The sequence below is a fragment of the Mycolicibacterium neworleansense genome (genome assembly GCF_001245615.1).
Classification (GTDB): domain Bacteria; phylum Actinomycetota; class Actinomycetes; order Mycobacteriales; family Mycobacteriaceae; genus Mycobacterium; species Mycobacterium neworleansense.
Genome location: NZ_CWKH01000002.1, coordinates 109,036 through 135,066 on the forward strand (window position 1 = coordinate 109,036; position 26,031 = coordinate 135,066).

General features: G+C 67.3%; 27 protein-coding genes. 18 read left to right on the plus strand and 9 right to left on the minus strand.

The features are described from left to right. Positions 1-19: 19 nt before the first annotated feature. Genes BN2156_RS16200 through BN2156_RS16215 form a run of 4 tightly spaced genes read right to left on the minus strand, consistent with a single transcriptional unit; the run spans position 20 to position 3,422 of the window. Positions 20-1,492 (minus strand): PH domain-containing protein, encoded by a 1,473-nt coding sequence (locus BN2156_RS16200; protein WP_090516071.1) that lies wholly within the window; start codon positions 1,490-1,492, stop codon positions 20-22. Beyond that, entirely contained in the window at positions 1,489-1,983 is a 495-nt protein-coding gene (locus tag BN2156_RS16205) for a PH domain-containing protein (protein ID WP_090516072.1), read from the minus strand. The genes BN2156_RS16200 and BN2156_RS16205 overlap by 4 nt, the downstream gene beginning before the upstream one ends. Next, complete coding sequence (locus BN2156_RS16210) at positions 1,980-2,975, minus strand: HAD family hydrolase (RefSeq protein WP_090516073.1); 996 nt, start codon at positions 2,973-2,975, stop codon at positions 1,980-1,982. The genes BN2156_RS16205 and BN2156_RS16210 overlap by 4 nt, the downstream gene beginning before the upstream one ends. 45 nt (positions 2,976-3,020) lie before the next feature. Continuing rightward, the gene (locus BN2156_RS16215; protein WP_090516074.1) at positions 3,021-3,422 is read right to left on the minus strand and encodes a MerR family transcriptional regulator; all 402 of its coding nucleotides are present in this window, start codon (positions 3,420-3,422) and stop codon (positions 3,021-3,023) included. Between the two features lie 94 nt (positions 3,423-3,516). On the opposite strand from BN2156_RS16215, the gene BN2156_RS16220 reads away from it, so the two are divergent. The 9 genes from BN2156_RS16220 to BN2156_RS16260 all read left to right on the plus strand — a co-directional run bounded on the left by BN2156_RS16220 (position 3,517) and on the right by BN2156_RS16260 (position 12,760). Next, positions 3,517-4,812, plus strand: coding sequence for a flavin-containing monooxygenase (locus tag BN2156_RS16220; protein ID WP_090516075.1), 1,296 nt, complete (start codon positions 3,517-3,519; stop codon positions 4,810-4,812). A 31-nt stretch (positions 4,813-4,843) separates the two neighbouring features. Beyond that, positions 4,844-5,767 carry an SDR family NAD(P)-dependent oxidoreductase gene (locus BN2156_RS16225; protein WP_090516076.1) on the plus strand — a complete coding sequence of 308 codons (924 nt, stop codon included), beginning with the start codon at positions 4,844-4,846 and terminating at the stop codon, positions 5,765-5,767. Between the two features lie 2 nt (positions 5,768-5,769). Continuing rightward, entirely contained in the window at positions 5,770-6,957 is a 1,188-nt protein-coding gene (moeA, locus tag BN2156_RS16230) for a molybdopterin molybdotransferase MoeA (RefSeq protein ID WP_090517418.1), read from the plus strand. 35 nt (positions 6,958-6,992) lie between these two features. Next, entirely contained in the window at positions 6,993-7,691 is a 699-nt protein-coding gene (locus tag BN2156_RS16235) for a phosphatidylserine decarboxylase (RefSeq protein WP_090516077.1), read from the plus strand. Beyond that, complete coding sequence (pssA, locus tag BN2156_RS16240) at positions 7,688-8,569, plus strand: CDP-diacylglycerol--serine O-phosphatidyltransferase (protein ID WP_234815653.1); 882 nt, start codon at positions 7,688-7,690, stop codon at positions 8,567-8,569. Before BN2156_RS16235 ends, pssA begins: the two co-directional genes overlap by 4 nt. Position 8,570: 1 nt before the next feature. Next, complete coding sequence (locus tag BN2156_RS16245; protein ID WP_090516078.1) at positions 8,571-10,784, plus strand: AAA family ATPase; 2,214 nt, start codon at positions 8,571-8,573, stop codon at positions 10,782-10,784. Positions 10,785-10,832: 48 nt separating this feature from the next. Continuing rightward, positions 10,833-11,549, plus strand: a complete 717-nt coding sequence (locus BN2156_RS30570; RefSeq protein WP_131725173.1) for a hypothetical protein — start codon at positions 10,833-10,835, stop codon at positions 11,547-11,549. Positions 11,550-11,658: 109 nt separating this feature from the next. Next, positions 11,659-12,390, plus strand: coding sequence for an EspA/EspE family type VII secretion system effector (locus BN2156_RS16255; protein WP_090516080.1), 732 nt, complete (start codon positions 11,659-11,661; stop codon positions 12,388-12,390). Between the two features lie 49 nt (positions 12,391-12,439). Beyond that, a complete protein-coding gene (locus BN2156_RS16260; RefSeq protein ID WP_159402844.1) occupies positions 12,440-12,760 on the plus strand; it encodes a type VII secretion target in 321 nt (106 codons plus the stop codon). Here the strand turns inward: BN2156_RS16260 and BN2156_RS16265 are convergent. Further along, positions 12,757-13,212 (minus strand): SRPBCC family protein, encoded by a 456-nt coding sequence (locus tag BN2156_RS16265; protein WP_090516082.1) that lies wholly within the window; start codon positions 13,210-13,212, stop codon positions 12,757-12,759. The genes BN2156_RS16260 and BN2156_RS16265 overlap by 4 nt on opposite strands. Positions 13,213-13,392: 180 nt before the next feature. After that, a complete protein-coding gene (locus BN2156_RS16270; RefSeq protein WP_090516083.1) occupies positions 13,393-13,974 on the minus strand; it encodes a TetR/AcrR family transcriptional regulator in 582 nt (193 codons plus the stop codon). Between the two features lie 21 nt (positions 13,975-13,995). On the opposite strand from BN2156_RS16270, the gene BN2156_RS16275 reads away from it, so the two are divergent. The 3 genes from BN2156_RS16275 to BN2156_RS16285 are packed head-to-tail and all read left to right on the plus strand — an operon-like array spanning position 13,996 to position 15,386. Continuing rightward, positions 13,996-14,385, plus strand: a complete 390-nt coding sequence (locus BN2156_RS16275) for a hypothetical protein (RefSeq protein WP_090516084.1) — start codon at positions 13,996-13,998, stop codon at positions 14,383-14,385. Continuing rightward, a complete protein-coding gene (locus BN2156_RS16280) occupies positions 14,382-14,876 on the plus strand; it encodes a hypothetical protein (RefSeq protein ID WP_090516085.1) in 495 nt (164 codons plus the stop codon). The genes BN2156_RS16275 and BN2156_RS16280 overlap by 4 nt, the downstream gene beginning before the upstream one ends. Before the next feature lie 60 nt (positions 14,877-14,936). Next, the gene (locus BN2156_RS16285; RefSeq protein ID WP_090516086.1) at positions 14,937-15,386 is read left to right on the plus strand and encodes a DUF1707 domain-containing protein; all 450 of its coding nucleotides are present in this window, start codon (positions 14,937-14,939) and stop codon (positions 15,384-15,386) included. Here BN2156_RS16285 and BN2156_RS16290 read toward each other — a convergent pair. Continuing rightward, positions 15,353-16,000 carry a response regulator gene (locus tag BN2156_RS16290; protein ID WP_090516087.1) on the minus strand — a complete coding sequence of 216 codons (648 nt, stop codon included), beginning with the start codon at positions 15,998-16,000 and terminating at the stop codon, positions 15,353-15,355. The two genes, BN2156_RS16285 and BN2156_RS16290, sit on opposite strands and share 34 nt — an antisense overlap. A 1-nt stretch (position 16,001) precedes the next feature. Continuing rightward, positions 16,002-16,982 (minus strand): sensor histidine kinase, encoded by a 981-nt coding sequence (locus BN2156_RS16295; RefSeq protein WP_090516088.1) that lies wholly within the window; start codon positions 16,980-16,982, stop codon positions 16,002-16,004. A gap of 156 nt (positions 16,983-17,138) precedes the next feature. Between BN2156_RS16295 and BN2156_RS16300 the strand changes: the two genes are divergently transcribed. Further along, positions 17,139-17,627, plus strand: a complete 489-nt coding sequence (locus BN2156_RS16300; RefSeq protein WP_235625374.1) for a CBS domain-containing protein — start codon at positions 17,139-17,141, stop codon at positions 17,625-17,627. Between the two features lie 12 nt (positions 17,628-17,639). Continuing rightward, positions 17,640-18,926 (plus strand): ArsB/NhaD family transporter, encoded by a 1,287-nt coding sequence (locus BN2156_RS16305; RefSeq protein ID WP_090516090.1) that lies wholly within the window; start codon positions 17,640-17,642, stop codon positions 18,924-18,926. A gap of 84 nt (positions 18,927-19,010) precedes the next feature. Here the strand turns inward: BN2156_RS16305 and BN2156_RS16310 are convergent, their stop codons facing one another. Then, on the minus strand, positions 19,011-20,435 hold the full coding sequence (locus BN2156_RS16310; protein ID WP_090516091.1) for an FAD-dependent oxidoreductase: 1,425 nt from the start codon (positions 20,433-20,435) through the stop codon (positions 19,011-19,013). A 159-nt stretch (positions 20,436-20,594) separates the two neighbouring features. On the opposite strand from BN2156_RS16310, the gene BN2156_RS16315 reads away from it, so the two are divergent. From BN2156_RS16315 to BN2156_RS16330, 4 genes are read left to right on the plus strand one after another with little or no spacing between them, the layout of a single operon-like run. Continuing rightward, positions 20,595-23,447 (plus strand): Na+/H+ antiporter subunit A, encoded by a 2,853-nt coding sequence (locus BN2156_RS16315; protein WP_090516092.1) that lies wholly within the window; start codon positions 20,595-20,597, stop codon positions 23,445-23,447. Then, entirely contained in the window at positions 23,444-23,905 is a 462-nt protein-coding gene (locus tag BN2156_RS16320; protein ID WP_090516093.1) for a Na(+)/H(+) antiporter subunit C, read from the plus strand. The genes BN2156_RS16315 and BN2156_RS16320 overlap by 4 nt, the downstream gene beginning before the upstream one ends. Then, positions 23,902-25,500, plus strand: coding sequence for a Na+/H+ antiporter subunit D (locus tag BN2156_RS16325; RefSeq protein ID WP_090516094.1), 1,599 nt, complete (start codon positions 23,902-23,904; stop codon positions 25,498-25,500). The genes BN2156_RS16320 and BN2156_RS16325 overlap by 4 nt, the downstream gene beginning before the upstream one ends. Then, positions 25,497-26,030: a Na+/H+ antiporter subunit E gene (locus tag BN2156_RS16330; RefSeq protein WP_090516095.1), complete on the plus strand. Its 534-nt coding sequence runs from the start codon at positions 25,497-25,499 to the stop codon at positions 26,028-26,030. Before BN2156_RS16325 ends, BN2156_RS16330 begins: the two co-directional genes overlap by 4 nt. Position 26,031: the final 1 nt, after the last annotated feature.

Genomic DNA, 26,031 nt, shown 5'->3' on the forward strand with positions numbered 1-26,031 from the left:
ACAGTAAACGCCCGCGATTTCAGCGCAACTCGGGGCCCGCCGGGCCGGTTGCCCAGGGGTTGTCGGCCACCCATGGGCAGGCGGCCACCGCCACCGACCACGCCTGCGCGGCCGGCACGTCGATCACGGCATAGCGCTTCTCCCCCGCCGCCGTCGCGGCGATCAGGGTGGCCACCCCGGCCCGGCGCTGAAAGAACGTCTGGCGCACCGTCCACCCGATGATCCCGGTGGCATCCAGGTGGTCGCGGCGCCGCTCCAGGCTGCCGGTGCGGGCCACCAACCAGCCGTCGCGCACCACGTGGCCCAGGGACCGCGCCCGGTCGGCGGCCAGCAGGCAGGCACCCCCGACGCACAGTGCCCACAGCAGCCACACCCATGCCGGCACCCCGATCACCGCCGGCACCACCCCCAGCAAGGCGGGCGGCGTCAGGGCCCGGGTCCAGCGCCGGCGTACCGCAGCCGGCCCGTGGGACACCAGTGGTGCGTCGACGGCGCCGGGGCTGTCGATCAACTCGGCCAGCACCGACGTGGCAGTCGCGGAAGGGCAGGGTGGCAGCAGGAGCGAGGCCTCCCCCTCTCCTCCGACGCCGGTCATCACCGCGTCCAGGCGGGCACCACCGAACGCGCGGACCAGCAGTGGCTCACGCAGGGTGCCGCCGCGCATCCGGCGCATGTCGTAGGTGTGCTCACGCAGCCGCAGCAGTCCGTGCTGCAGGTGCAGTACGTCGGAATCTTTGCGCAGCACCAGATTCCCGTAGGTGAGCAATGACCGCAGCACCGAGAGCAGCACCGAGAAGACCAGAATCGCCAGCGCCCCGAGAACCACGCTGGCCAGGACCCCGAGGCGTTCGGCGAATGCGATGCCCGACCGGGCCAGCTCTGAATCCCGCAGCGCGGGGCCCACTCCGGCTTGGTAGATCACCCCGAACGCGGCGGCGATCATGGCCAGGCCGGTGAAACTCAGCGGGCTGTATCGCAACCAGGACGGCTGCCAACGGGCCAGCTCCCGGCCGGCCGGCGCGTCGACCACCGGTACGGCGTCGGCCAGCAGGATCGCGCGCAGCCTCGGAACCTGCTGCGCCTCGACGGCATCGAGGGCAAACTCCGTGTCGCCCTTGGCCTCCTGGCCGGTGCTGATCCGTAACACGGTCAACCCGAGCAGCCGGTGCAGCAACCGCGCATCGGTGGATACCGACCGGATCCGGTTGCGCGGCACCGACAGCACCTTGCGCTGCAACAGCCCGGTGCGCAGTTGCACCTCGTCCGGTTCGATGCGGTAGCTGGTGGTGAACCACCTGGCCAGGCCGACAGCGACGGTCAGGGCGATCGCCGCGATCGTCCATCCCTGGTTGCCGGTCGCCGAACCCAGCACCACCGCCCCGATCAGCAGCGGAATCTGCTGCAGCACTTCGTGAACGGGGTGGACCAGCAGCATGCGCGGGCTCAGCCGCTGCCACGGCGGTTGGACGGCCGGCTCGGGCGGCGCCGTCACGTGGCGTCCTGTTCACCGATGGCGGCGATGTCGGTCAGCTGCGCCACCACCCGCTCGGCGACGTCGTCATCGAGCGCCACGATCCGCACCGCCCCGGCCGAGGAGGCCGTCGTCACCGTCACGTTGGCCAGCCCGAACAGCCGGTCCAGCGGGCCCCGGTAGGTGTCGACGGTCTGCACCCGGGAGATCGGCGCGATGCGACGCTCCTGTACCAGCCACCCGGTGCGGGTGTACACCGCCGGGGTGCCGGACTCGACATTGATGTCCCAGCGGTGTACCCGGTAGCGCCACATCGGGACCACCACGATGAACAGCACCGACCCCAGCACCGTGACGATCGCGGCGGTCCCGTGCAGCCACGGCATCCGGGAGTCGAGTGCGAACCAGATCACCTGGGCCATTGCCAGCACCGCCCACGGGATCGCCGCGCCCACCGCCCACACCAGTGGCGCCTTGCGGCTGGGCGGCTGGGCCGGATCGACCAATTTCATTGGGCGAACACCGTCTTCCAGTCGTTCTTCATGTCGACGACGGTCCAGCCGTTCGGCCCGGCCGCCTGCAGCGCGGTGACGAGTTTTCCGGATGACGGCGGGTTGGCGTCGTAGGCGTACTCGCGTTCGGCGTCGGTGTGGTGGATCAGCACGCCGAGGCTGGGCCGCGGATTGTCGATCGTGGTGTACTCCAGCATCGCCTGGTCGCCGTCGCTGTTGCCGACGGCCAGGATCGGGCGCCGGCCGATGAACTCGTGGATCCCCGACGGCTTGCCGGCCTTGTCGTCGACAAACACGTAGTCCATGGTCTTGACGAGCACCGGCTTGCCGTCCCGCAGTTCGTATCTGGTGGTGCCGGTGGAGCCCACCACCTGCTCGGGCGGGATCCCGTAGACCCGTTGCGAGAACACCCGCATGAAGTCGGCGCCCCCACCGGAAACGATGAAGGTGCGGAACCCGTTGTCCCGCAGGTAGTTCAGGAGCTGTTGCTGTGGCTCATAGGTCAGCTGGTCGTAAGGCTCGCCGAAGCGGGGGTGGCGTGCGGTCGCCATCCAGTCGGTCACCCGCTGGTTGAACTCGTCGGTGGTCATCCCGGAGTGGGTGAGGGCCAGCACGCGCAGCAGACCTTCGTGCCGGTCACCGGCGAGCAGCGTCGCCACATCTGCCTTGAGCGCGGCCTGCACCATGGGGTCGGCGGCCAGCGCGGGCTCCTGGGGCGCCCGGCGTTTGAGCTCGTCGATGACGAACGCCGCCTGGAACGGCAGCGGCGCTTCGGCCCACAACGTGCCGTCGTTGTCGAACACCGCGACGCGGTCTGCCGGTTCGACGAAATCGGGGGTGTCGGCGGCGCTGACCCGCTCGACGAACTCGGTGATCGAGTTCTTGGCCGATGTGTCGTTCCACGCGGACAACGGATCTGCGGCAGTCTCGTTCGACGAACAGCCGGTCAAGCACAGCAACATGGCGAACAGGACAGCCAACAGGTTGCGCATGACTCCCAGACTGCTATGGCACCGGGGTGCCGTCCAGCGTCGGGATTACCGAGCCGGGTACTCGGCCGTCATCTTCCGCAGGTACGGACAGTCCTCGGCGGGGTTGTCGTCGGGACAGGTCAAGAGGTGTTCAAGGTGGTCCTTGGCTTTCGCCAGCCGGTCCTGTTGCCGCTCGATCTCGCCGAGGCGGTCGCGCACGGCGTCGCGCCAGTCATGGTCACCCGCGGTGAGGATTGCCTCGATCTCGTCCAGACTCATGAGGCCGCTCTCCCGCCACATTTTGATCAGCCCGATCCGGTGCAGTTGCTCCGGGCCGTACAACCGCCAGCTGGAGCGGCGCTGGGCCGGATGGAGCAGGCCGCGCTTCTCCCAGTACCGCAGGGCGGATTCGGCCAGACCGAATTGCCGCGCGGCCGCACCGATGCCGATGAAGCCGTCGTCACTCATGTCACCCCCGCCTTCCGGCCTTGATCTAAAGCCCGCTTGAAGTGCTCTTGTTAGGTAACCCTAACTAACTCCGCGTGAAAAGAAAGGCTCTCCCGTGAGCAACGGATATATCGAAACCGTCATCATCGGCGCTGGCCAGCAGGGCTGCGGCGTGGCCGGGGCGCTCCAGGAACTCGGGCACGAGGCGATTGTGTTCGAGAAGGGCGAGGTCGGCCAACGCTGGGCGCACGAACGGTGGGACAGCCTGCTCGTCGGGAGCGGCAACCGCTCGATCCGGCTGCCCGGGTGGGATTACGACGGCGACGACCCGTTGGCCCTGCCCTCGGGCCCACAGGTGGCCGGCCATCTGCGGCGCTATGTGCGGGACCGCGATCTGACGGTCCGTGAGCACACCCCGGTACAGGCCGTCGAAGGCCGGTTCGGCGTATCCGACGACGACATGCGGTTCAGGACCCGGCTGCACGACGGCGAGACGGTCGAATCGCGCAACCTCGTCGCAGCCCTCGGCGGCTACGCCCAGCCACGCAAGCCCATCCTGTCCTGTGACGTCGATTCGGCCATCCATCAAACCCATTCGTCGGACTACCGCAATCCTGGTTCGCTTCCTGGCGGGGCGGTGCTGGTGGTCGGCGCGGGCATCAGCGGTCAGCAGATCGCCGACGAACTGATAGATGCCGGACGACGGGTCTTCCTGTCAGTGGGGCGGCACCGAGCCTGGCCCCGGCACTATCGCGGCCGCACCATCCATGAATGGATGCATGTGTTCTCGCTGTACGACGACTTCGTCGCCGCAGGCGCCGGTGACAGCGCGCGGCTGCCCGGATTGCCGGTGTGCGGCAACAGGCTTGGCACCGCCGAACTCAATCTCGGCACCTTGGCCGAAAAGGGCGTCGTACTGGTCGGTTCGGCGCGCGGGGCACGGGGAAGCGAGCTGATGCTGGAAGACAACGTCGTCGACGTCGCCGAGGAATCCGCACTCACATTCCGAGAGGTGATCAACAAGATCGACACCGGGCTGCGCGACCGCGGCTTCGTCGCCCCCGCGGCTGCGACAGCACCCGCCGTGAATCTCGATGCGATCACGGGTTTCGGCACCCGACTCGACCTGGCCCGCCACGGCATCTCAACCATCGTGTGGTGCACCGGATTCCGCCCGGACTATCGGATCCTGCCTGCCCAGGCGCTCGACGAGAACGGGGCACCACTTCAGCGGGGCGGCATCCTGGGCGCCCTGCCCGGCCTGTACTACGCGGGTCTGCCCGACGGTAACTCGCTGGCCCGGACCGGCCTGGCCGCAGTCGCGGACAACGGCCGGTTCATCGCGGGCCAGATCCATGCCGATCACGTCATGCGGACGAAGTCGTCGGAATCCCTGATCGCAGCGGTGTGAGGCGCAGCGATGCCCCCGTAGAGTTCGAAACATGAGCGCCAATTCCAAGTGGACCGAGGCCGATGTCCCCGATCAGTCCGGCCGGATCGCGATCGTCACCGGCTCCAACACCGGCCTGGGGTATGAGACCGCCCGCGTGCTCGCCGCCAAGGGCGCGCATGTCGTCGTCGCGGTGCGCAATCTGGACAAGGGCCGTCAGGCCGTCGACCGGATCACCGCCGCCGTGCCGAAGGCTGATCTCAAGCTGCAGCAGCTCGATGTAGGCTCGCTGGATTCGGTCCGTACCGCGGCCGACGAACTCAAGGCCGCGTATCCGCGGATCGATCTGCTGATCAACAACGCCGGAGTCATGTACCCGCCCAAGCAGACCACGGTCGATGGCTTCGAGCTGCAGTTCGGCACCAACCATCTCGGCGCCTTCGCGCTGACCGGACTGCTGCTCGACCATCTGCTGCCGGTCGACGGGTCGCGCGTCGTCGCGGTCGCCAGTGTCGCGCACCGCATCCAGGCCGCCATCCACTTCGACGACCTGCAGTGGGAACGCAGCTACAACCGGGTCGCCGCGTACGGGCAGTCCAAGCTGTCGAACCTGTTGTTCACCTATGAGCTCCAGCGTCGTCTCGCCGCCAAGAACGAGCCGACGATCGCGGTGGCCGCCCATCCTGGGGTCTCGACCACCGAGCTCACCCGCCACATCCCCGGCGCCGGGCTGCCGGGCGTCAACCAACTCGGCAGCCTGCTCGTCAACAGCGCACAGAAGGGTGCGCTTGCCACGCTGCGGGCCGCCACCGACCCCGACGTGCACGGCGGCCAGTACTACGGACCCGACGGCTTCCGGGAGGTGCGCGGCTACCCCAAGCTCGTGAGCTCCAGCAAGCAGTCGCATGACGAGGAGCTGCAGCGCCGGCTCTGGACGGTGTCCGAAGAGCTCACCGGCGTCAGCTTCCCGGTGTGATGATGCGTAGCGTCGAAGAACACCAGAAAGTGGTCGCCGGGCTGATCAAAGCCCGTACACCACAAGCTCTTCCGTTGAACGGCACGCTCGGACTCATGCTGGCCGCCGACGTGGTCGCCCCGTTGTCCCTGCCCGGCTTCGACAACTCGGCGATGGACGGGTACGCCGTGGTCGCCGACGACGTCGCCGGTGCCACCGACGATGCGCCGGTGCGACTGCCGGTCGCCGAGGACATCCCGGCCGGCCGCACCGACCCGCTGACGCTGCAGCCGGGCACCGCGCACCGAATCATGACCGGGGCTCCCCTGCCGTCCGGAGCCACCGCGGTCGTCCCGGTCGAGGCCACCGACGGGGCGACGGACACGGTCACCATCCGTGCCGCCGCCCGCCCGGGCCAGCACGTGCGCCGCGCCGGTGAGGATGTCACCGCCGGCACCACGGTGCTGCGTGCCGGTCAGGTGGTCAGCCCGGCCGCCCTCGGGTTGGCCGCGGCGCTGGGCCTGGCGACGTTGCCCGTGGTGCCGCCGCAGCGCGTCATGGTGATGTCCACCGGCACCGAGCTCGTGGCCCCGGGCACCGAGCTGCAGCCGGGGCAGATCTATGAGTCGAATGCGGTGATGCTGGCCGCGGCGGTCCGCGACGCCGGCGCCCAGGCGACGATCGCCCCGATGTCCGCCGACGATGTCGACGCCTTCCGGGCCGCGCTTGCCGAGCACGCCGGGGATGCGGATCTGATCATCACCACCGGCGGTGTCAGTGCAGGCGCGTATGAGGTCGTCAAGGACTCACTGTCGGATCAGGTGGAGTTCGTGAAGGTGGCGATGCAACCCGGTATGCCGCAGGGGGCGGGGACCGTCAACGGAATTCCGATCATCACGCTGCCCGGCAATCCGGTCAGCGCGCTGGTCTCATTCGAGGTGTTCGTCCGCTCGCCGCTGCGCGCCGCGATGTGCCACACCGAACCGGACCGGCCGCGGCGGACCGCACAGCTGACCGAGGATTTGACGTCGCCGCGCGGAAAACGGCAGTTCCGGCGGGGTGTGCTGACCGGGGAGTCGGTGAGCAGCTATGGTCCCCCTGCCTCGCATCATCTGCGCTGGCTCGCCTCGGCGAACTGTCTGTTGGAGATCGGCGAGGACATCACCGAACTGAAGGCCGGGTCGACGGTCCCCGTCTGGGACCTGAGCTAGCAATTCCGACGGCGCCCGCACGTAGAATCCTCCCGATGGCCAGACGCCCCGACCTCCAGTCCGGACCAGAACGCCTTGTGGCGCTGGTGCGATCCAGTGTTCCGCCGATGCATTCGGCGGGCCTTCCGTTCGTCGGCGCCAGCCTCGGCGTGGCCGCCCTGGGCCGTAAGCGCCCTTGGGTGCGCCGGGCCGGCCTGCTGGCCGCCGGGGCCAACGCGGCGTTCTTCCGGCACCCACCCCGGGTACCGCCGACGCGCCCCGGCGTGGTGGTGGCTCCCGCCGACGGGCTGGTCTGCCTGATCGAAGAAGCCGTGCCCCCGGCCGAGCTCGGGTTGCCCGATACGCCGCGGCCGCGGATCAGCATCTTCCTGTCGGTTCTCGATGCCCATGTGCAGCGGGCGCCGATCGGCGGTGACGTCGTGGCCGTGCAGCATCGTCCCGGACGCTTCCATTCGGCCGAGCTCGAAGCCGCGAGCGAGGACAACGAACGCAACAGCGTCGTCATCCGCGCCGCGGATGGCACCGAGGTGATCGCGGTGCAGATCGCGGGTCTGATCGCGCGACGCATCGTGTGCAATGCGCACGTCGGCGACAAGCTCGACATCGGCGAGACCTACGGCTTGATCCGGTACGGCTCCCGGCTGGACACCTATCTCCCTGTTGGTTCCAAGCTGCTCGTCTCCCGCGGCCAGCGGACGTTGGCCGGAGAGACCGTCCTGGCGGAGTTGCCATGATCAAGCCGCGCATGAGGCCCCCGTCGTTGATCAAGGGCCGCATGAAGCCGCCGCCGTTCAGCGTGCGGATGCTGCCGAGCGCGATGACGGTGGCCGCGATCTGCCTCGGCCTGTCCTCGGTCAAGATGGCGCTCGACGGGCGGCCCACCGAGTCGATGGCGTTCCTGGCGGTCGCGGCGATCCTCGACGCACTCGACGGCCGGGTGGCCCGGATGCTCAACGCCACCTCCAAGATGGGCGAGGAGATCGACTCGCTGGCCGACGCGGTGAATTTCGGTGTGGCACCGGCATTCATCGTCTACGGCACCTTGCTGTCGCATTCGCGGATCGGGTGGATCGTGGTGCTGCTGTATGCGGTGTGCATCGTGTTGCGGCTCGCGCGGTTCAACGCACTGCTCGACGTGGATCAGCCCGCGTACGAGAAGGAGTACTTCGTCGGGATGCCCGCCCCGGCAGGTGCCATCGGCGCGATCGGTCTGCTGGCCGCCAAGATGCAGTTCGGCGAGGGTTGGTGGACCAGCGAGTGGGCGGTGTCGATCTGGATGATCGGCGTCTCGCTCTTGGTGGTCAGCCGGATCCCGATGCGCAAGATCCACACGTTCTCGGTGCCGCCGAACATGGTGGCGCCCTTGCTGGCCCTGGTCGCGATCGGCGTGGCGGCGTCGGTGTTCTACGGCTACATCGTGATCATGGTGATCATCGTGGCCTACGTCATCCATATCCCGTTCGCGGTGCGCACCAAGAAGTGGGTGGCCAGCCACCCCGAATCGTGGGACGACAAGCCGCAGCAGCGCCGTGCCACCCGGCGCGCGATTCGCCGGGCGCAGCCGCACCGGCGCTCGATGGCGCGCCTGGGACTCCGGAAGCCGGGACGCTGACATGTCGCAGCTCGAGGTTGATGAGGATCACGCGCTCGGGCATCTGCGCCTGACGGCACGGCTGAACACCTCCGCGCTCGACTCCCGTCGTGGGGTGGTCCGGCTGCACCCGGAGGCGATCGCCGCCCTGGGTATCCGCGAGTGGGACGCGGTGTCGCTGACCGGTTCCCGGACCACCGCCGCGGTCGTGGGCATTGCTCCCGGCGGCACGCCGACCGGAACCGCCCTGCTCGACGACGTCACACTGTCCAATGCCGGACTGCGTGAGACCGCGACGGTGATCGTGGCGCCGGTGACGGTGTACGGCGCCAGGGCTGTCACGGTGAGCGGGTCCAAGCTGGCGACCGACTCGATTTCGTCGGCGACGCTGCGGCAGGCCCTGCTGGGCAAGGTTATGACGGTCGGCGACACGGTGTCGCTGCTGCCCCGCGATCTCGGCCCGGGCACCTCGACGTCGGCGGCCACCGCCGCGCTGGCGTCGTCGGTGGGCATCACCTGGACCTCCGAGCTGCTGACGGTCACCGGGGTCGATCCCGCCGGGCCGGTGAGCATTCAACCGAATTCGGTGGTGTCGTGGGGATCTGGCCTCGAGCCGAGTACGTCGGATTCCACCGGCGCACATACCGTCAGCCCAGCGCGTACCGAGCCGGCGGTGAGCTTCGACGACCTCAAGGGCTCACACACCCAGGCCGGCAAGCTCACCGAGTGGCTCAAGCTGTCACTCGACGAACCCCAGCTCCTCGAAACCCTGGGTGCCACCCCGAATCTCGGCGTGCTGGTCACCGGCCCGGCCGGCGTGGGCAAGGCCACCATGGTGCGTACGGTGTGCGCCGAGCGGCGGTTGGTGGAACTCGACGGGCCGGAGGTGGGGGCGCTGGCCGCCGACGACCGGTTGCGCCGGGTGTCCGACGCCGTGGCGACCGTGCGCGACGGCGGCGGCGTGCTGCTGATCTCCGACGTCGACGCGCTGTTGCCGGCCACCGCGGCCGACCGTGCTCCGGAACCCGTCGCGGCCCTGATCATCGCCGAGCTGCGGGATGCCGTGGCCACCCGTGGCGTGGCGTTCATCGCGACGTCGGCCGTGCCCGTCGGGGTGGATCCGCGGCTACGGGCACCGGACCTGTGCGACCGCGAACTCGCCCTGACCCTGCCCGACGCGGCCACCCGCAAGGCGCTGCTGGAGGTGCTGCTGCGCGGCGTTCCGGCCGCCGAGTTGGATCTGAGCCAAATCGCGGACCGGACACCGGGTTTCGTGGTGGCCGATTTGGCTGCCCTGGTGCGCGAGGGCGCGTTGCGGGCAGCCTCGCGGGCCAGCGCCGACGGCAACGAGCCGGTGCTGTGGCAGGAGGACCTGACCGGGGCGCTGACCGTGATCCGTCCGCTGTCGAGGTCCGCGGCCGAAGAGGTGTCGGTCGGCTCGGTGACGCTCGACGACGTCGGTGACATGGTCGAGACCAAACAGGCACTCACCGAAGCGGTGTTGTGGCCGCTGCAGCATCCGGACACCTTCCAGCGGCTCGGCGTTCAGCCGCCGCGTGGCGTGCTGCTGTACGGTCCGCCCGGTTGCGGCAAGACCTTCGTGGTGCGGGCCCTGGCCAGTTCTGGCAAGCTTTCCGTGCACGCCGTCAAAGGCGCTGAGCTCATGGACAAGTGGGTCGGCTCGTCGGAGAAGGCGGTGCGTGAGCTGTTCGCCCGGGCGAGGGATTCCGCGCCGTCACTGGTGTTCCTCGACGAGATCGACGCGTTGGCTCCGCGACGCGGGCAGAGCTTCGATTCCGGGGTGACCGACCGCGTGGTGGCCGCCCTGTTGACCGAACTCGATGGCATCGAACCGATGAACGACGTCGTCGTACTCGGTGCGACGAACCGTCCCGATCTCATCGACCCTGCACTGCTTCGGCCCGGCCGGCTGGAGAAGTTGGTGTTCGTCGAACCGCCGGATGCCGATGCGCGCCGCGAAATCCTGCGCACCTCAGGCAAATCCATCCCGCTGGCCGCCGATGTCGACCTCGACGCCCTGGCCACCGAGCTGGATGGCTACAGCGCGGCCGATTGTGTGGCCCTGCTGCGGGAGGCGGCGTTGACGGCGATGCGCCGGTCCATCGATGCCGCCGACGTCACCGCCGCTGACGTCGCCAAGGCCCGTGAGACCGTGCGGCCGTCGTTGGATGCCGAGCAGGTGGCATCGTTGCGGGAGTTCGCCGCCGGGCGCTGATTGGCTCAACTGGATGGGGGTTTTGTGGGTGGACTGAGAGCATTCTCTATGGCGATGCTCGGTCTCGTTGCTTTTGCGTGCGCAGCGTGGGCCGGACTGGCTGTGGTCCAAGGCCACTACCTGACGGCATTGATAGCTGTCGGTGCCACAGTTTTCTGGCTCGCACCACTACGCGTCTGGTGGATCATGCCTTCAGTCGTTGCACGGGCTGTCTGCGACGCTGAAGGGACGACCATCCGGGTCGACCGACGCGTAGACATCCTGCTGTTCATCGGCGTGCTGACCGGAGCTCTCGCTCTTGGCGCCGGTGGCGTACTGGGTGCCATGAACAAGCTTGATATCCCCTTACCCCCGGATATTGCCCCCATGTTCGCGATGGCATTCATCGGACCGGCCTTGGTCTTTGTCGTCGCCCTGGTACTGACAGTCAAGCGTGGAGGGGTCGGATACATCCGCCTGACCGCGGAGGGCTTCAAATTCGTCGAGGCGTTCTCGACGGCGAGCGGTGAGTGGGCACAGGTCGTCGATGTCACCGACAAGGCACCCGAGGACATGCCGGCCAAGAACCCCGTGGCCATGGTGATGGCCGATGGTGACGTCAAGATGATCAAGGAGCCTGGGCTGTACTCCCGTGACGGACGGGCGATACTTCGGTTTGTCAGGTTCTACTGGCAGAACATCGATGACCGTGTTGAGCTAACCGACGGCCGAGCACTAGACCGACTTCGCGCCGTGCAGCTTGAGGAGGCCACCGACGCCGCCTGACGTGGCCAGTAGGTGGCTAACGAACATCGCAATTATTGGTGCGTCGGCTACGCCCGGCTGATTGCTAGCCTTGGTCAGAAGGCCGACAGTGAGGGGAAGTACCACAGCGATGGGCACCTTTGTAGACGTCTACTCCTCGCTCAACTGGGCCAATGGGCTCATTCTCGACCACCCCTCCAGCATGGACACGCGGAACGGGAAAGACGGACACGTCGGATGGGGCATGGCCGGCATCGGGTCCGATTTCGTCGGTCTGATGCAATCGATGGGTTCGCTGGGTAGCGCACGATTCGCCGGGGCCACCGCCACTCCGATCATCCAGGCGGCACTGGTTGTAATGATGGGGATGGCGAACAGCTGCGGCTTCGGTGAACCCGACAAAGGTGGCTACTTTGACCAGGGAGCCAGCAAATTCGGTGAAGCGAAGAACAAGCTCGAAACCGCAGACCGCCCAGAGAGTTGGGAAGGCGACGCCGCCAATGCGTATGAGGTTCGCAACCGTGAACATGGCTGGCGGGCCGACAAGCTGAAGGCCGCCGACGAGGCGATCAGGGATGCCGTCAAGAGTCAGGCCGAACAGAATGGCGTCACGCGCAAGATGCTCGACCGTTGCCAAACGACCCTTGGCCTCGCCATCGCCCCAGCAATCGCGATGAATGCGGTCCCAGGTTGGGGCCAAGCCGCCTCGCTGGCATTTCAAGCCGCCGCCGTCGCCGGTACTTTGCCTCTCGCCGAGTGGAGATTCCTCGACCTCATCAACAACTCCGCGCACAACGCCACCGTGATTCGGCGCGCCGGCGCCACCTACGACCAGGTCGCCGCCGAGGCCGAGGCCTGGTGAGCAACAGCGTATTCCGGCAATTTTCCGGAGTTGGCGAAAGGACATCCATGTGAGCGACGACTTGAAGGTCCTTGCAGAGCATCTGAACGACCGCGCGAAGACACAGCGCGAGGCTGCGGGAACATTCAGTGCCGCCGACGCGGTCACCGACGGTGCAACTCTCGCGGTGGCCCGGACTCACGGCTTAGCTTGCTCAGTCGCAATAGCAGCACTCGGTGCAGCTCAAAATTCACGAACAGCTGCCACTCAGGCGATGAACAAGCTATCCAACGACCTTGCCGACAAGCTGGACAAGGGTGCCGCCGACTACAAGCGCACGGATCACCAGGAGCAAGGCAACCTCGACGGTCAGATGCGTCCGCCGCGCTAGCCTTCCGCCAGGGCCGCCAGCCGGTCGATCGAGCCCCGCAGCTTGTCCGCCGTGGTCGCGCGCGCACGCACCAGTCGCTTCTCATCGGTGAGCTGCGACCAGTCGTAGGTGTGGGTGACCAGGGTTCGGTTGTCGCCCAACGGTTCCAGCTCCCAGCGCCACAGGTGGCCGGGCGGTTCCTTCCCCACCTCCGACGGCCGCCACGCGATACGCCGGCCTTCTTCGAACGCCACGATGCGATTCTCGCGGTTGCCACCTTGCTTGATCGTCATGACGAACACGTCCCCGACCGCCCGCACCCGCTGGCCGGACGGCGCCTCGGCGAGATTCTCGTTGCCATCCCACCGCGGCTGCTGTGATGGGTCTGCGATCAGCTCGAAGATGGCCTCGGCCGGTGCGGCGATCTCTCGACTGGCTGCGACAACCCTTGAGGCTTCGGACTTGGTTTCCACCTCCCTGAGGATACTCAGTCTCCTACGTCGCCGCGGAACGGCGAATTCGACCTCACCCTCCACAGCAGACACTGTGACAAGTGTGCAGCTCGTCGCGACGAAATGCTGAAATCACCTCAACAGACTGCACATTCGTCACAGTGTCCGGCACACCACATCAAGCCGAGCCCACAAACCGTTTTACCGAACCAACAGCTTCCGGATCGCATCAGCCAGGTCCTTCTCCATCCAGGCCGGCAACTCGGCGTCGTTGGCGTGCCGCCGCACCATGGCGTAGGGCAGGTCGACGACGGCGCGCGATATGGCGTCCATGGAGCGGGCGTCGTCATCGCCGACAATCGCCCGGGCCAGCTCGCGTAGCCGCTCGATGAGTGGCGCGTTCATCGCCGACAGCGTCGCGGTGAACTCCGCGTCGGGGGCGCCGTCGAGCAGGTCGCTGGGCCGGATGGTCAGCAGCAACCGGGCGTCTTCGGGGACCGCCCGGGCGAAGTCCACGGCCGCGACGCCCATCGCCACCGCCGCCTCGAGCGGAGAGTCGCCGGTCGCCGCCATCGCGCGGGATTGAAACCGTTCCAGGGCCCGCAACCAGGCCGCGGTCAGCACGCCATTGCGATTGCCGAACCGGTGATACAGCGTGCCCGCGGGGGCGCCGCTGACCTTGGCAATTGCCGCAACGCTTGCGGCCCTTGGACCTTCGGCGAGCACGAGTGCCCGCGTCGCATCCAAGATCGCATCGGTTTCATGCTTCCGCGGAGGCGCCATGATCTAGTACAGTCCTTCTATATGGAACGTTTACCCTATATCGATGAGCATGCCATAACCGTCGACGCCGACGCTGCCACGACATGGGCCGCCGTCTTGCGCACACTGTGCAGCGACCCCGCCGAACCGCGGGCGCCTTTCGGATTCGCCATCGGCGAGTGCACGCCACGTCAACGCCTCGTCCTCAAAGGCCGCCACCCGTTCTCGATCTACAACTGGATCTTCGAACTGGACGATCTCGGCCCGCACCGCACCCGGGTCCGGTCACAGACCTGGGCAGCCTTCCCGGGCATCCACGGAAAGATCTACCGCGCTCTGGTGATCAGCTCGGGCGCTCACACAGTGGCGGTGCGCCAGACACTCAAACGCATTGCGGGACAACTACGCCCGCGTCCGGATGTACTGGCGTGATCCTGAACTGGGGCGCCACGGCCCAGGAGCGCGACGCCCGCCTTCCATGCGACGCCGTCGCGCCGGCCGCCGCACTGTCCGCCGACCGCGCGATCAGCATCGAGGCACCACCGTCGACCGTGTTCGGCTGGCTCTGCCAGCTGCGCGTCGCGCCCTACAGTTACGACCTGATCGACAACTTCGGCCGCCGCAGCCCGCGTACCCGCGACCCGGCACTGACACATCTGGGCACCGGCCAACGCTTCATGCAGATTTTCACGCTGCACTCATTCGCCCAAGACGAGCACGTGACACTGCAGTCCGGCCACGTCGCAGTCACCTATGCCGTCCGGGGCAGCGCAGGCGGCACCCGATTGCACGTACGGGTCCGGTTCGACGGTCCGCGACTCATCGGGTGGGCGCTAGCCCTGGGCGACGCGGTGATGATGCGGAAACAGCTGCTCACGTTGCGCGAACTGGCCGAGCGGGACGCCATCGGAATTACATCTTGACGATGACAAGTTCCGGTGGGATAGTTCAACTAGTCACTGACTAGATTCACGGGAGTCCGTATGGCCGACACCGCCTTACCCACCGTTGAAACCGCACGCGCCGGCGACCGGGAGCGTGAACGCACCGCCAACGACCTCGGCCAGGCCCTTACCCAGGGCTACCTGGGTATGCCCGAATACGAGGATCGGCTGCGGTCGGCGTTCCGGGCGCAGACCACCGACGAGCTGCACCGCCTCGTCGCCGACCTACCCGTCAACCGTCTGCGGCGTAACGATCCCCGACGCCACGCCGCCCAGCAGCGGGCCGCCCGCCTGAGCGTCAAGATCCACCTCGCCGCCTATGTCGCCGGCTGTCTCCTGATGCTCGGCATCTGGCTGGCCTTCGGGTTCGGCGGTGGCGGCTGGTACTTCTGGCCGGTCTGGCCGATCATGGGCTGGGGCATCGGCGTTGCGTCACATGCCATTCCGATCTGGGCTCACGGTTCGATGAGCCCGGCGCGGATCGCATAGCGCGTCAGCGCCAGCCGGTCCCGCAGGCCCAGCTTTGCCAGGATGTTGGTCCGGTGCCGGTCCACTGTCTTGGCACTGATGGTCAGGGTGGCAGCGATCTCGCGGGTCGAGTAGCCCTCGGCGATCAGCTTCAGCACCTCCTCCTCGCGCGGAGTGAGGATGGTGGCAGGCAACTCGCCGCCTTGACGTGACCGGTGCAGATAGTCACGGATCAGCGCCGTCACCGCCCCGGCGTACAGGAACGGCTCGCCGCGCATGGTCGCGCGGCAGGCCTCGAGCAGATCGCGGTCGGCCACGGACTTCAACACGTAGCCCGAAGCCCCGGCCTTGAGCGCCTCGAAGAAGTACTGCTCGTTGTCATACATCGACAGGATCAGGATCCGCACGTTCGGGTGGCCCCGGTTGATCTCACGCGCGGCCTGCAACCCTGTCATCCGCGGCATCGCGATATCGAGGATCGCCAGGTCCACCGGCGTCGTTTCCAGCGCGGTCAGCGCCTCGTACCCGTCGGCCGCCTCGGCCACCACCTGCAGATCGGATTCGGCGTCGATGATCATCCGCAGTCCGCTGCGAACCAGGGCGTGATCGTCGGCGAGCAGGATCCGAGCGGCCATGTCAGGTACCCCGCAACGGGATGACCAACCGCACTTCGGTACCCCCGCCCGGCGGTGAGCTGATGGTCAGCGCGGCGTTCACCAACAGCGACCGCTCGCGCATTCCGTTGATGCCCGCGCCTTCTCGCGTCGGTTCGGTGGCGACGCCGCCGCAGCCGTCGTCGGCCACGCGCAACGTGAGTTCACTCTCCCCGGTGTGCAGATCCACCCACACCTTTCGTGCCCCAGAGTGTCGCGCCACATTGGTCAGGCCCTCCTGGGCGATCCGATAGCACACCAGCTCGACGTCCGGCTTCAACCGATCCGTTTGCAGCGCAATGTGTTTGACCACCGCGATACCCGAGGCTTGGGCGAAGTCGTTGCAGAGTGCGTTGAGCGCGCTGTGCAAACCGAGGTCCTCCAGAGCATCCGGGCGCAGCCGTCGGGCGATGTCGCGTACCTCGTCGAGACTGGCCCGCACGATCTCCTGGGCGTCGGCGAGTTCGGCGTGGATCGCCTGCGGGGCCCGGTCGACGGCCCGTTTGAGAGTGAGCAGCGCGACGGTGAGGGTCTGGCCGATCTCGTCGTGCAGTTCTCGCGCGATGCGCTGGCGTTCGTTCTCCTGTGCCGCCAGCGCGGATGCACTCGCGGTGGTCCGCTCGGTCTCCAGCCGGTCGAGCATGGCATTGAACGACTCGATCAGGTGCTGCAGATCGCCGGTGCCGCGGTCGTCGACACGGTCGCTGCGCTTGGGCGGATCGACTCGCCGCATTGACGCGGCGAGCCGATCCAATGGGGCAAGACTCGATCTCAGAAGTAGCGCGTTAGCCGTCAGGATAATCGCCAAACCCACCACCAAAACTGGGATTTCGGTGAGTTTTATCCGGGAGGACACCGAGGCCGGCGACAGGGCCAGGATCAGGGTGCCCAGCGTGAAGATCAACCCGTTGATCAGGAACACCCGGCGGAACAACGCGGTCGCCGGGGTGCGCGCCGGTTTCACCCCACCAGGGTGACCCGCGACCAGCGCTCTTGTCCATACAGGCAATACCCCCAGCGGAATGGGTGTCAGCCCCGATGGTCACCGACCACAGCGTCACCCAGACTGGCAGCCACCGCCGGAGCCGAGCCGTCCCGAATTGATCGGAGAACGAGGACGATGACACTAGCGACGCATTGGAACGAGCTCATGCAGGCACATGAAATCGCCGCCCACCTGCCGACTGTGCGGATCGATGACCCCGTCTCGAAGGCCGTCCAGCTGATGGTCGTCAACCGGCTTCCGGGCCTGGTGGTGGTCGATGACGACGACCGCCCGGTGGCGGTGCTGCCGGGAACCCAGGTGCTGCGCTTGGCGATTCCAGAGTCCTACCAAGACGATCCGGCGTTGGTCCGCACCGTCGACGAGATCCACGCCGATCTGTTCTGGCACGGCCCGGGCAAACTCACGGTCGGCGACTGTCTCCCTGGGCCCGCGACCAAGCCTGCGACCGTGACACCGGACGCGACGCTGTTGGAGATCGCCACCGTGATGGCCAACAAGCGCAGTCCGCTCATCGCCGTCGTCGACCGCAACGGGCGGCTCACCGGGGCCGTCACGCTCGAGCGGCTACTGACCAGCCTGGCGGTCTCCGGGCCCGGCGACTGACCCTCCGAGCCGATGCTGGCTCCGGTCCTGGCGCTGACGATCTTCGTCGTCGCCTTCTGGTTCATCGCCACCGAGCGAGCCGACAAGGTCAAGACCGTCCTGGTCGCCGCAGGCCTGATGGCCCTGCTCGGGTTGATCCCCGGCGCCGAGGTGTTCCACTCCGAGCACCAGGGCATCGACTGGAACGTCATCTTCCTGTTGCTCGGGATGATGGTGATCGTCGGTGTCATCAAGCAGACCGGGCTGTTCGATTTCCTCGCGATCTGGGCCGCCAAGCGTTCCCGCGGCAATCCGTTCCGGTTGATGGTCATGTTGATGGCGATCACCGCCTTCGCCTCGCCTGTGCTCGACAACGTGACCATCATCCTGTTGATCGCGCCGGTGACCCTGGTGATCTGCGATCGGCTGCGTATCCCGCCGCAGCCCTATCTGATCGCCGAGGTGCTGGCCTCCAACATCGGTGGCGCCGCCACCCTGATCGGGGATCCGCCGAACATCATCATCGGCAGCCGGGCCGGTCTGACCTTCAACGACTTCCTGATCCACATGGCGCCGGTCGTCGTCATCATCTTCGGGTTGTTCGTTCTGTTCACCCGGGTGCTGTTCCACCGAGACCTGCGCGCCGACCAGGTGCAGATCGACGAGGTGATGGCCCTGCAGGAACGGCGGGCGATCAAGGACAAGCGCCTGCTGATCCGCTCCCTTCTCGTCCTCAACGTGGTGATCGTCGGGTTCGCGTTGCATTCGGTGTTGCACGTGGCGCCGTCGATCGTGGCGCTGCTGGGTGCCGGGGCGATGCTGCTGGTCACCGACATCGATGTGGCCGACGTCCTGCCCGAGGTCGAATGGCCCACACTGGTCTTCTTCATGGGCCTGTTCGTCATGGTCGCCGGGTTGGTCCACACCGGTGTCATCGGTGCGCTCGGGTCGGTGGCCGAATCGGCGTTCGGCGACAACTGGTTCGCGGCGGCGACCGCACTGCTGTTCGGTTCGGCGATCGTCGGCGCCTTCGTCGACAACATTCCCTACACCGCGACGATGACGCCGGTGGTGGAGGGCATGGTGGCCCAGGTTCCGGAACCCCAGACCGGCCAGGCACTGTGGTGGGCGTTCGCACTCGGGGCTTGCTTCAGCGGCAACGGCACCGCGATCGCGGCCAGCGCCAACGTGGTGGCCATCGGTATCGCCAAGCGGGCCGGGCACCCGATCAGCTTCTGGCGGTTCACCCGTTACGGGCTCGTGGTCACCGCACTCAGTACGGCCCTGGCCTGGGTGTACGTCTGGCTGCGGTATTTCTGACGTGCGCTTGCACCGCGAGGCTGTACTCAGGGACAAAGTCACGCCGATTTCTGTCCCTCAATACAGTCTCGGTGCCAACGATGCCTACCCCGCAGCGGACATCCAGTGTGTGATCGCTGCCCGCAGCGACGCCGCATCCGGCAGCCGCTCGCTGGCCCAGGCCACGTAGCCGTCCGGCCGGACCAGCACGGCATCGGGAAGTTCGGGTCGGTTGTCCGTCGCCTGGACCACATCGCAACCGGCGACGTCTACCGCCTCAGCCGTGACGAGCACGAACTTGCCCGCCCTCAGCAATTCATAGAGCCGGGTCCCCCCACAGTCGACATCGGCCATCCGGCGTCCCACCAACCAGTTCTCGTCCTTCGACCGTGGATAGGCGATTCCGATGCCGCTGAGCCGTTCGGCCACAAAACGCCTGGCGCGAGGGATGCGCAACACCGTCCCCAACACGAGTACCCGCAACCGGCGCGACGTGGCCGAACTCAACACGATCTGGTTGAACGTGTCGGTCAGCCGGAGTACACCGGCGCCGACAGGATGGCGCTCACGTTCGTAACTGTCCAGCAGCCACGACGGTGCCTGCCCGCGAGCCGCCGACGCCAGCTTCCAGCCCAGATTGAACGCGTCGCCGAGCCCGGTGTTCATGCCCTGCCCGCCCAGGGGCGAATGCACGTGCGCGGCGTCGCCGGCCAAAAACACCCGGCCCGACCGGTAGTGCCGGGCCTGGCGCCGCTCGCTGAGGAACCGCGAACTCCACCGCATGTCGCTCATGCCGAAGTCGTCGCCGGCGATGCGGGCAAACGCGTCGCGCATCTCGTCGAGCGTCACCGGCTCGTCCAGCGGCGCCTGTTCCCGCTGCCGGTCCCACGCGATGGCGCGGAACCAGCCGTCGCCGAACGGCACGAACAACACCACGCCCTCGGTCCCGGTCCGGGCGAACAGCGTCTCCTCCGGTGGCGAGGCCAGCCGGACGTCGGCCAGCAGGATGTGCGTCTCATACTGTTTTCCGACGAAGTCGATGCCGACCAGTCGTCGCACCGTGCTGTGGGCCCCGTCGCAGCCGACCACGTACTGGGCGCCCAGGCGCTCACCACCTGCCAGCTCGACCGTGACGCCCTCTCCGTCCTCACGCAGCCCCACCACCTCAGCACCGCGGCGGATCTGCACCCCGAGTTCGGTGGCCCTGGCCTCGAGCACATGCTCGGTGCCGCTCTGCGGAACGATCAGCACCATCGGAAAGCGGGTCGGCAGTTCCCGCAGATTCAGGGTGGCCCCGCCGGGCGGGGCCACCTCGTGCACCTCGACTCCACGGCTCAGCAACTCATCGGCGAGCCCGCGGCCGTCCAGCAGTTCCAGGGTCCGCGCATGTACGGCAAACGCCCGGGTGATGTTCGGCGTGGCGGTACGTTCCTCCAGCACCGTGACCGGCGCCCCGCCGAGCGCGAGCTCACATGCGAGCATCAGACCGGTCGGCCCGGCGCCCACCACCAGAACCCCTTTGGTTGCCAAGAGAATTCACCCCCATAGCGCGCGGTGGCTCTGCAGGCTGATCGTAGTCACAACGGCCCACGTAGAATGGGCGAAAATGCCATAGCCACTCATGCCGATGCTCTTCGCGCAAGCGCTCATCGGTAGCCGACACCCCGACCCCAACCCGATCGGAGTGCCATGCTCGCCGTTCTGCTCGCCCACGCGGTTGCCACCGCGCTGGCGCCACTTCTGGTGGCCAGATGGGGCAGGCGAGCGTTCTATCCGTTGGCCCTGGTGCCGCTCGGATCCCTGGTCTGGGTCGGGTTGAACTGGCCGAGTCACGACCGCGTCCCGACCCTGAGCATCCCGTGGGTGCACGAGCTGTCGATGGACATCACGCTGCGGTTCGACTCGCTCGCAGCCATCATGAGCGTGCTGGTGCTGGCCATCGGGGCGCTCGTCCTCTTCTATTGCGGCGAGTACTTCCACCACCACGACGGAAAGATCGAGAAGCGGCTGCCCAGCTTCGCCGCTGAGCTCGTTGCCTTCTCCGGGTCCATGTTCGGCTTGGTGGTCAGCGACAACATGCTGGTTCTCTACATCTTCTGGGAAACCACCACGGTGCTGTCCTTCCTGCTGGTCGGCCACTACGCCGAGCGGGCCACCAGCAGGCGGGCCGCCACCCAGGCGTTGTTGGTGACCACGTTCGGCGGCCTGGCCATGCTGGTCGGCATCATCGTGCTGGGCAACCTGTCCGGCACCTATCTTCTGTCCGAGCTCATCGCGTCTCCTCCGGGCGGCACAGCGGCCGCCATCGGGGTGGCGCTGATCCTCATCGGCGCGTTGTCCAAATCGGCGATCGTGCCGATGCACTTCTGGCTACCGGGCGCGATGGCCGCACCCACTCCGGTCAGCGCCTATCTGCACGCCGCGGCGATGGTCAAGGCCGGTGTCTATCTGGTGGCCCGGATGGCGCCGGGCTTCGCCGACACATCGCTGTGGCGCCCGATGGTCGTCGGTCTCGGACTGCTCACGATGCTGCTGGCCGGCTGGCGCGCGGTCCGTGAATACGACCTGAAACTGATCCTGGCCTTCGGCACGGTGAGCCAACTCGGCCTGATCACGGTCATGGTGGGCACCGGCGGCAGCGACATGATGCTGGCCGGGCTGGCCATGTTGTGTGCGCACGCGATGTTCAAGGCCGCGTTGTTCATGGTCGTCGGCATCATCGACCACACCACCGGCACCCGCGACATCCGGCGCCTGGCGGGCCTGGGGCGCCATCACCGGCCGCTGCTGATCATTGCCGCGTGCGCCACCGCGAGCATGGCTGCGCTGCCGCCGTTCTTCGGCTTCGTCGCCAAGGAGGCCGACCTCGAGACGGTTCTGCACAGTCCGGCCCTCGGTTCCGTGGCGCCGTGGGTACTGACCGGCATCGTGGTCGGGTCGGTGTTCACCACCATCTACAGCCTGCGCTTCATGTGGGGCGCGTTCGCAGGCAAGGGCCTGCCGAACCCGAGCACCCGGGTCCTCGAAATGCACCGTCCTTCAATCACTTTCCTGGCAGCGCCGGCGACCCTCGCCGCAGCGGGCCTGGTCTTCGGCCTGTGGCCCGCGGGCCTGGACGCGGTGCTCGACGAATACGCCGACACCTTGCCCGGGGGGTCGGGTTACCACCTGGCCCTCTGGCACGGGTTCGGCCTGCCGCTCCTGCTCTCGGTAATCGTGCTCGCCGTCGGCATCGTCGTGTTCTTCGGCCGGAACCGCTTGCCCCGCACCCGGTTTGCCTATCAGCCGCTGGGCAACGCCGACCGCATGTACGACGCGGTGATTCGCGGCCTGGACATCACCTCGGTGCGCCTGACCGGAGAGACCCAGCGCGGGTCGCTGCCGGCCACCCAGTCGGTCATCCTGTCGACGCTGGTCGTGCTGCCCATCGTGATGCTGGCGCTGGGCGCACGGGACCGTCCGGACTTCGCGCTGTGGGATTCCCCGCTGCAGGTGGTGGTCGGGTTGTTGATGCTGGCCGCCGCGATCGGCGCGACGGTGATGCGCAACCGCCTCGCCGCGGTGCTTCTGGTCGGGGTCACCGGTTACGGCTGCGGTGCGATCTTCGCCTTCCACGGCGCACCCGATCTGGCGTTGACCCAATTCTTGGTCGAAACACTGGTTTTGGTGATATTCGTGCTGGTCCTTCGGATCCTGCCCGCCGAGGCCGACGCCACCAACATCAACCGTCACCGGCTGCCGCGAGCGGCTCTGGCGCTGGCGGTGGGCGCCGCGGTCACGACCCTCGCGGTGTTCGCGATGGCCGCGCGCAACGGTGTGGGTATCGCCGAGTTGATCCCCGACGCGGCCTACTACCGCGGGCACGGCGCGAACGCGGTCAACGTACTGCTGGTCGACATCCGCGCCTGGGACACCATGGGCGAGGTGATGGTGTTGCTGGTGGCCGCGACGGGTGTGGCGTCGCTGGTGTTCCGGCACCGGCGATTCGGTGCCGCGCCGCGCGTCAGCACCGCCGTCGGCCAGCCCGACATCGGCCCCATCGGGGCCTACAGCCCAGCCGTCGGCGATGTCACCTGGCTGCGCGGCAGCGAACTGCGTGATCCTCGACATCGCTCCCTGGTGCTGGAGGTCGCGACCCGCGTCATTTTCCCGCTCATCATGGTGCTCTCGGCGTACTTCTTCTTCGCCGGGCACAACACCCCCGGCGGCGGCTTCGCCGGCGGGTTGACGGCGGGCCTGGCGCTGGTGCTGCGGTACCTGGCCGGTGGCCGCTACGAGCTCGGCGAGACGCTGCCGCTCGACGCGGGCAAGATCCTCGGCACCGGGCTCGGCCTCTCGGCGGGAACGGCGGTCGCCTCAATCCTGTTGGGAGCGCCCGCATTGTCCTCGGCTGTCCTGCAATTCGACGTGCCGGTGCTCGGTTCGGTCAAGATGGTGACCGCGTTGTTCTTCGATCTGGGGGTGTATCTCATCGTTGTCGGTTTGGTGCTCGACATCTTGCGCAGCCTCGGCGCCCGCGTGGATGCGGAGATCGCCCGATGACGACATTCCTGGTCCCGCTGATCATCATCGGCGGGCTCACCAGCACCGGCGTGTACCTGCTGCTCGAGCGCAACCTGACCCGGATGTTGTTGGGGCTGTTGCTGATCGGCAATGCCGTCAACCTGTTGATCCTGACCGTCGGTGGCAGGTCGGGAAATCCACCGATCCGCGGGCGCACCAGCAACGGCGCCACGACCGACGCCGATCCGTTGGCGCAGGGCATGATCCTGACCGCGATCGTCATCAGTATGGGGCTGGCGGCGTTCGTGCTGGCGCTGGCCTACCGCTCGTATCGGCTCACCACGGTCGAAGAGGTCGGTAACGATCCCGAGGACACCCGGGTCTCGCAGCAAGCGGGTTCTCAGGAAGAAGAAGTCATTCCACTGCCCGATCCCAATCGCGACACCGACGCACCCGACGAACTCGACGCGCTGCCGGGATTCGAGGGGTCGAAGTGAGCGCCCAGGCCCTCATCCCGTTGCCGGTGCTGATCCCGGCGCTCGCCGCGGCGGCGACGCTCGTGGCCGGGCGCCGTCCCCGGTTACAACGTGTCATCACCCAGTTCGCCCTGACTGCGGTGGTCGTGGTGTGCGCGGCGCTGCTGTACCTGGCCGACCGGGACGGCACCCTGGTCCTGCACGTCGGTGGCTGGGGCCAGAGCGTGCCCGGCATGGGGCCGTTGGGCATCACCCTGGTGGTGGACCGGCTTTCGGCGCTCATGCTCGTGGTGTCGGCCATCGTGCTGCTGGCGGTGGTCGCGTACGCCATCGGGCAGGGTATCCGCGACGGCGACGAACGCCAGCCGACGTCGATCTTCCTGCCCACCTATCTGGTGCTGTCGGCGGGTGTGTGCACCGCCTTCCTTGCGGGTGATCTGTTCAATCTGTTCGTCGGCTTCGAGGTGCTGCTGGCCGCGAGCTTCGTCCTGCTGACCATCGGCGCCAGCGAGGACCGCGTGCGAGCCGGTATCTCCTATGTGCTGGTTTCGATGGTCTCGTCCCTGATCTTCCTGATCGGCATCGCGCTGGTGTACGCGGCGACCGGGACGCTGAACATGGCCGAGCTGGCATTGCGCCTCGACGACATCCCGGCGGGCACCCGCACCGCGCTGTTCGCCGTGCTGCTGGTGGCGTTCGGCATCAAGGCCGCCGTGTTCCCGCTGTCGACATGGCTGCCCGACTCCTACCCCACCGCGCCCGCGCCGGTCACCGCGGTGTTCGCCGGGTTGCTGACGAAAGTCGGTGTCTACGCGATCATCCGGGCCCATTCGCTGCTGTTCCCCGACGGCGGGATGGACAACGTCCTGCTGGTCGCGGGCCTGCTCACCATGGTTATCGGCATCCTCGGCGCAATCGCCCAGAGCGACATCAAACGGCTACTGTCCTTCACACTCGTCAGCCACATCGGCTACATGGTGTTCGGTGTCGCGCTGGCCAATCAGCTCGGCATGTCGGGCGCGATCTACTACGTGGCGCACCACATCGTGGTGCAGACGACGCTGTTCCTGGTCGTCGGCCTGATCGAGCGGCAGGCCGGGGCGTCGACGTTGCAGAGATTGGGCGGGCTGGCCGCGGCAAGTCCGGTGCTGGCGTTCGTGTTCGTGGTACCCGCCCTCAACCTCGGTGGCATCCCGCCCTTCTCCGGCTTCATCGGGAAGGTGGCGCTGCTGGAGGCGGGCGCCGAGAACGGTTCGGCACTGGCCTGGATCCTGGTCACCGGCAGTGTGGTCACCAGCCTGCTGACGCTCTACGTGGTGGCCCGGGTGTGGACGAAGGCGTTCTGGCGGGCCCGCGCCGATGCGCCCGAAGGGCATTTGGCCGGGGCGGCACCGGCGGTGCTCCTCGACGACATCGAGGACATCGAGTTCGCCGATCGTGACAGTGTGGGACGCATGCCGGTGGGAATGTTGGCTCCGACGGGCGCTTTGATCGCGGTCGGGCTGGCCTTGACCGTGGCGGCCGGGCCGATCTTCTCCTACAGCGAGCGCGCGGCGGCCGAAGTCCTGGACCGCGGACAGTACATCTCGGCTGTGCTCGGGGGTGATCAGCGATGAGGTGGCTGCTGCTTCGGGTCTGGATGCTGTGCTGGCTGATGTTGGTGTGGGTGCTCTTGTGGGGCAGCATCTCTGCGGCCAACATCATCGCGGGCCTGACCGTCGCCGTGGTGATCACGGTGCTGCTGCCGTTGCCTGCCGTCCCCGTGGAGGGCCGGGTCCATCCGTTGTCGCTGCTGCGGTTGGCCACTCAGGTCGCCGTTTGGCTGGTGATGTCCTCGTTCCAGATGGCATGGCTTGCGGTCAGGCCAGGGCCGCTGCCGGTCAATGCGGTGTTGCGGGCGCATCTGGCGATCAAGTCGGATCTGGTGCTGGCCCTTGGGGTCAACATCATCAATCTGACCCCGGGCACCATCGTGCTGGAGATCGATCAGACACGGCGGCTGATCTACGTACACGTCGTCGACGTGGGTTCGGACCGGGCGATCAACCGGTTCCACAGTCAGATCACCACCCTGCAAAGGCTTTTGGTGGCGGCCTTCGAACGCGAGTCTGATTGGCGCCCCGCGGTCAACAAGGAGGGCGCCTGAC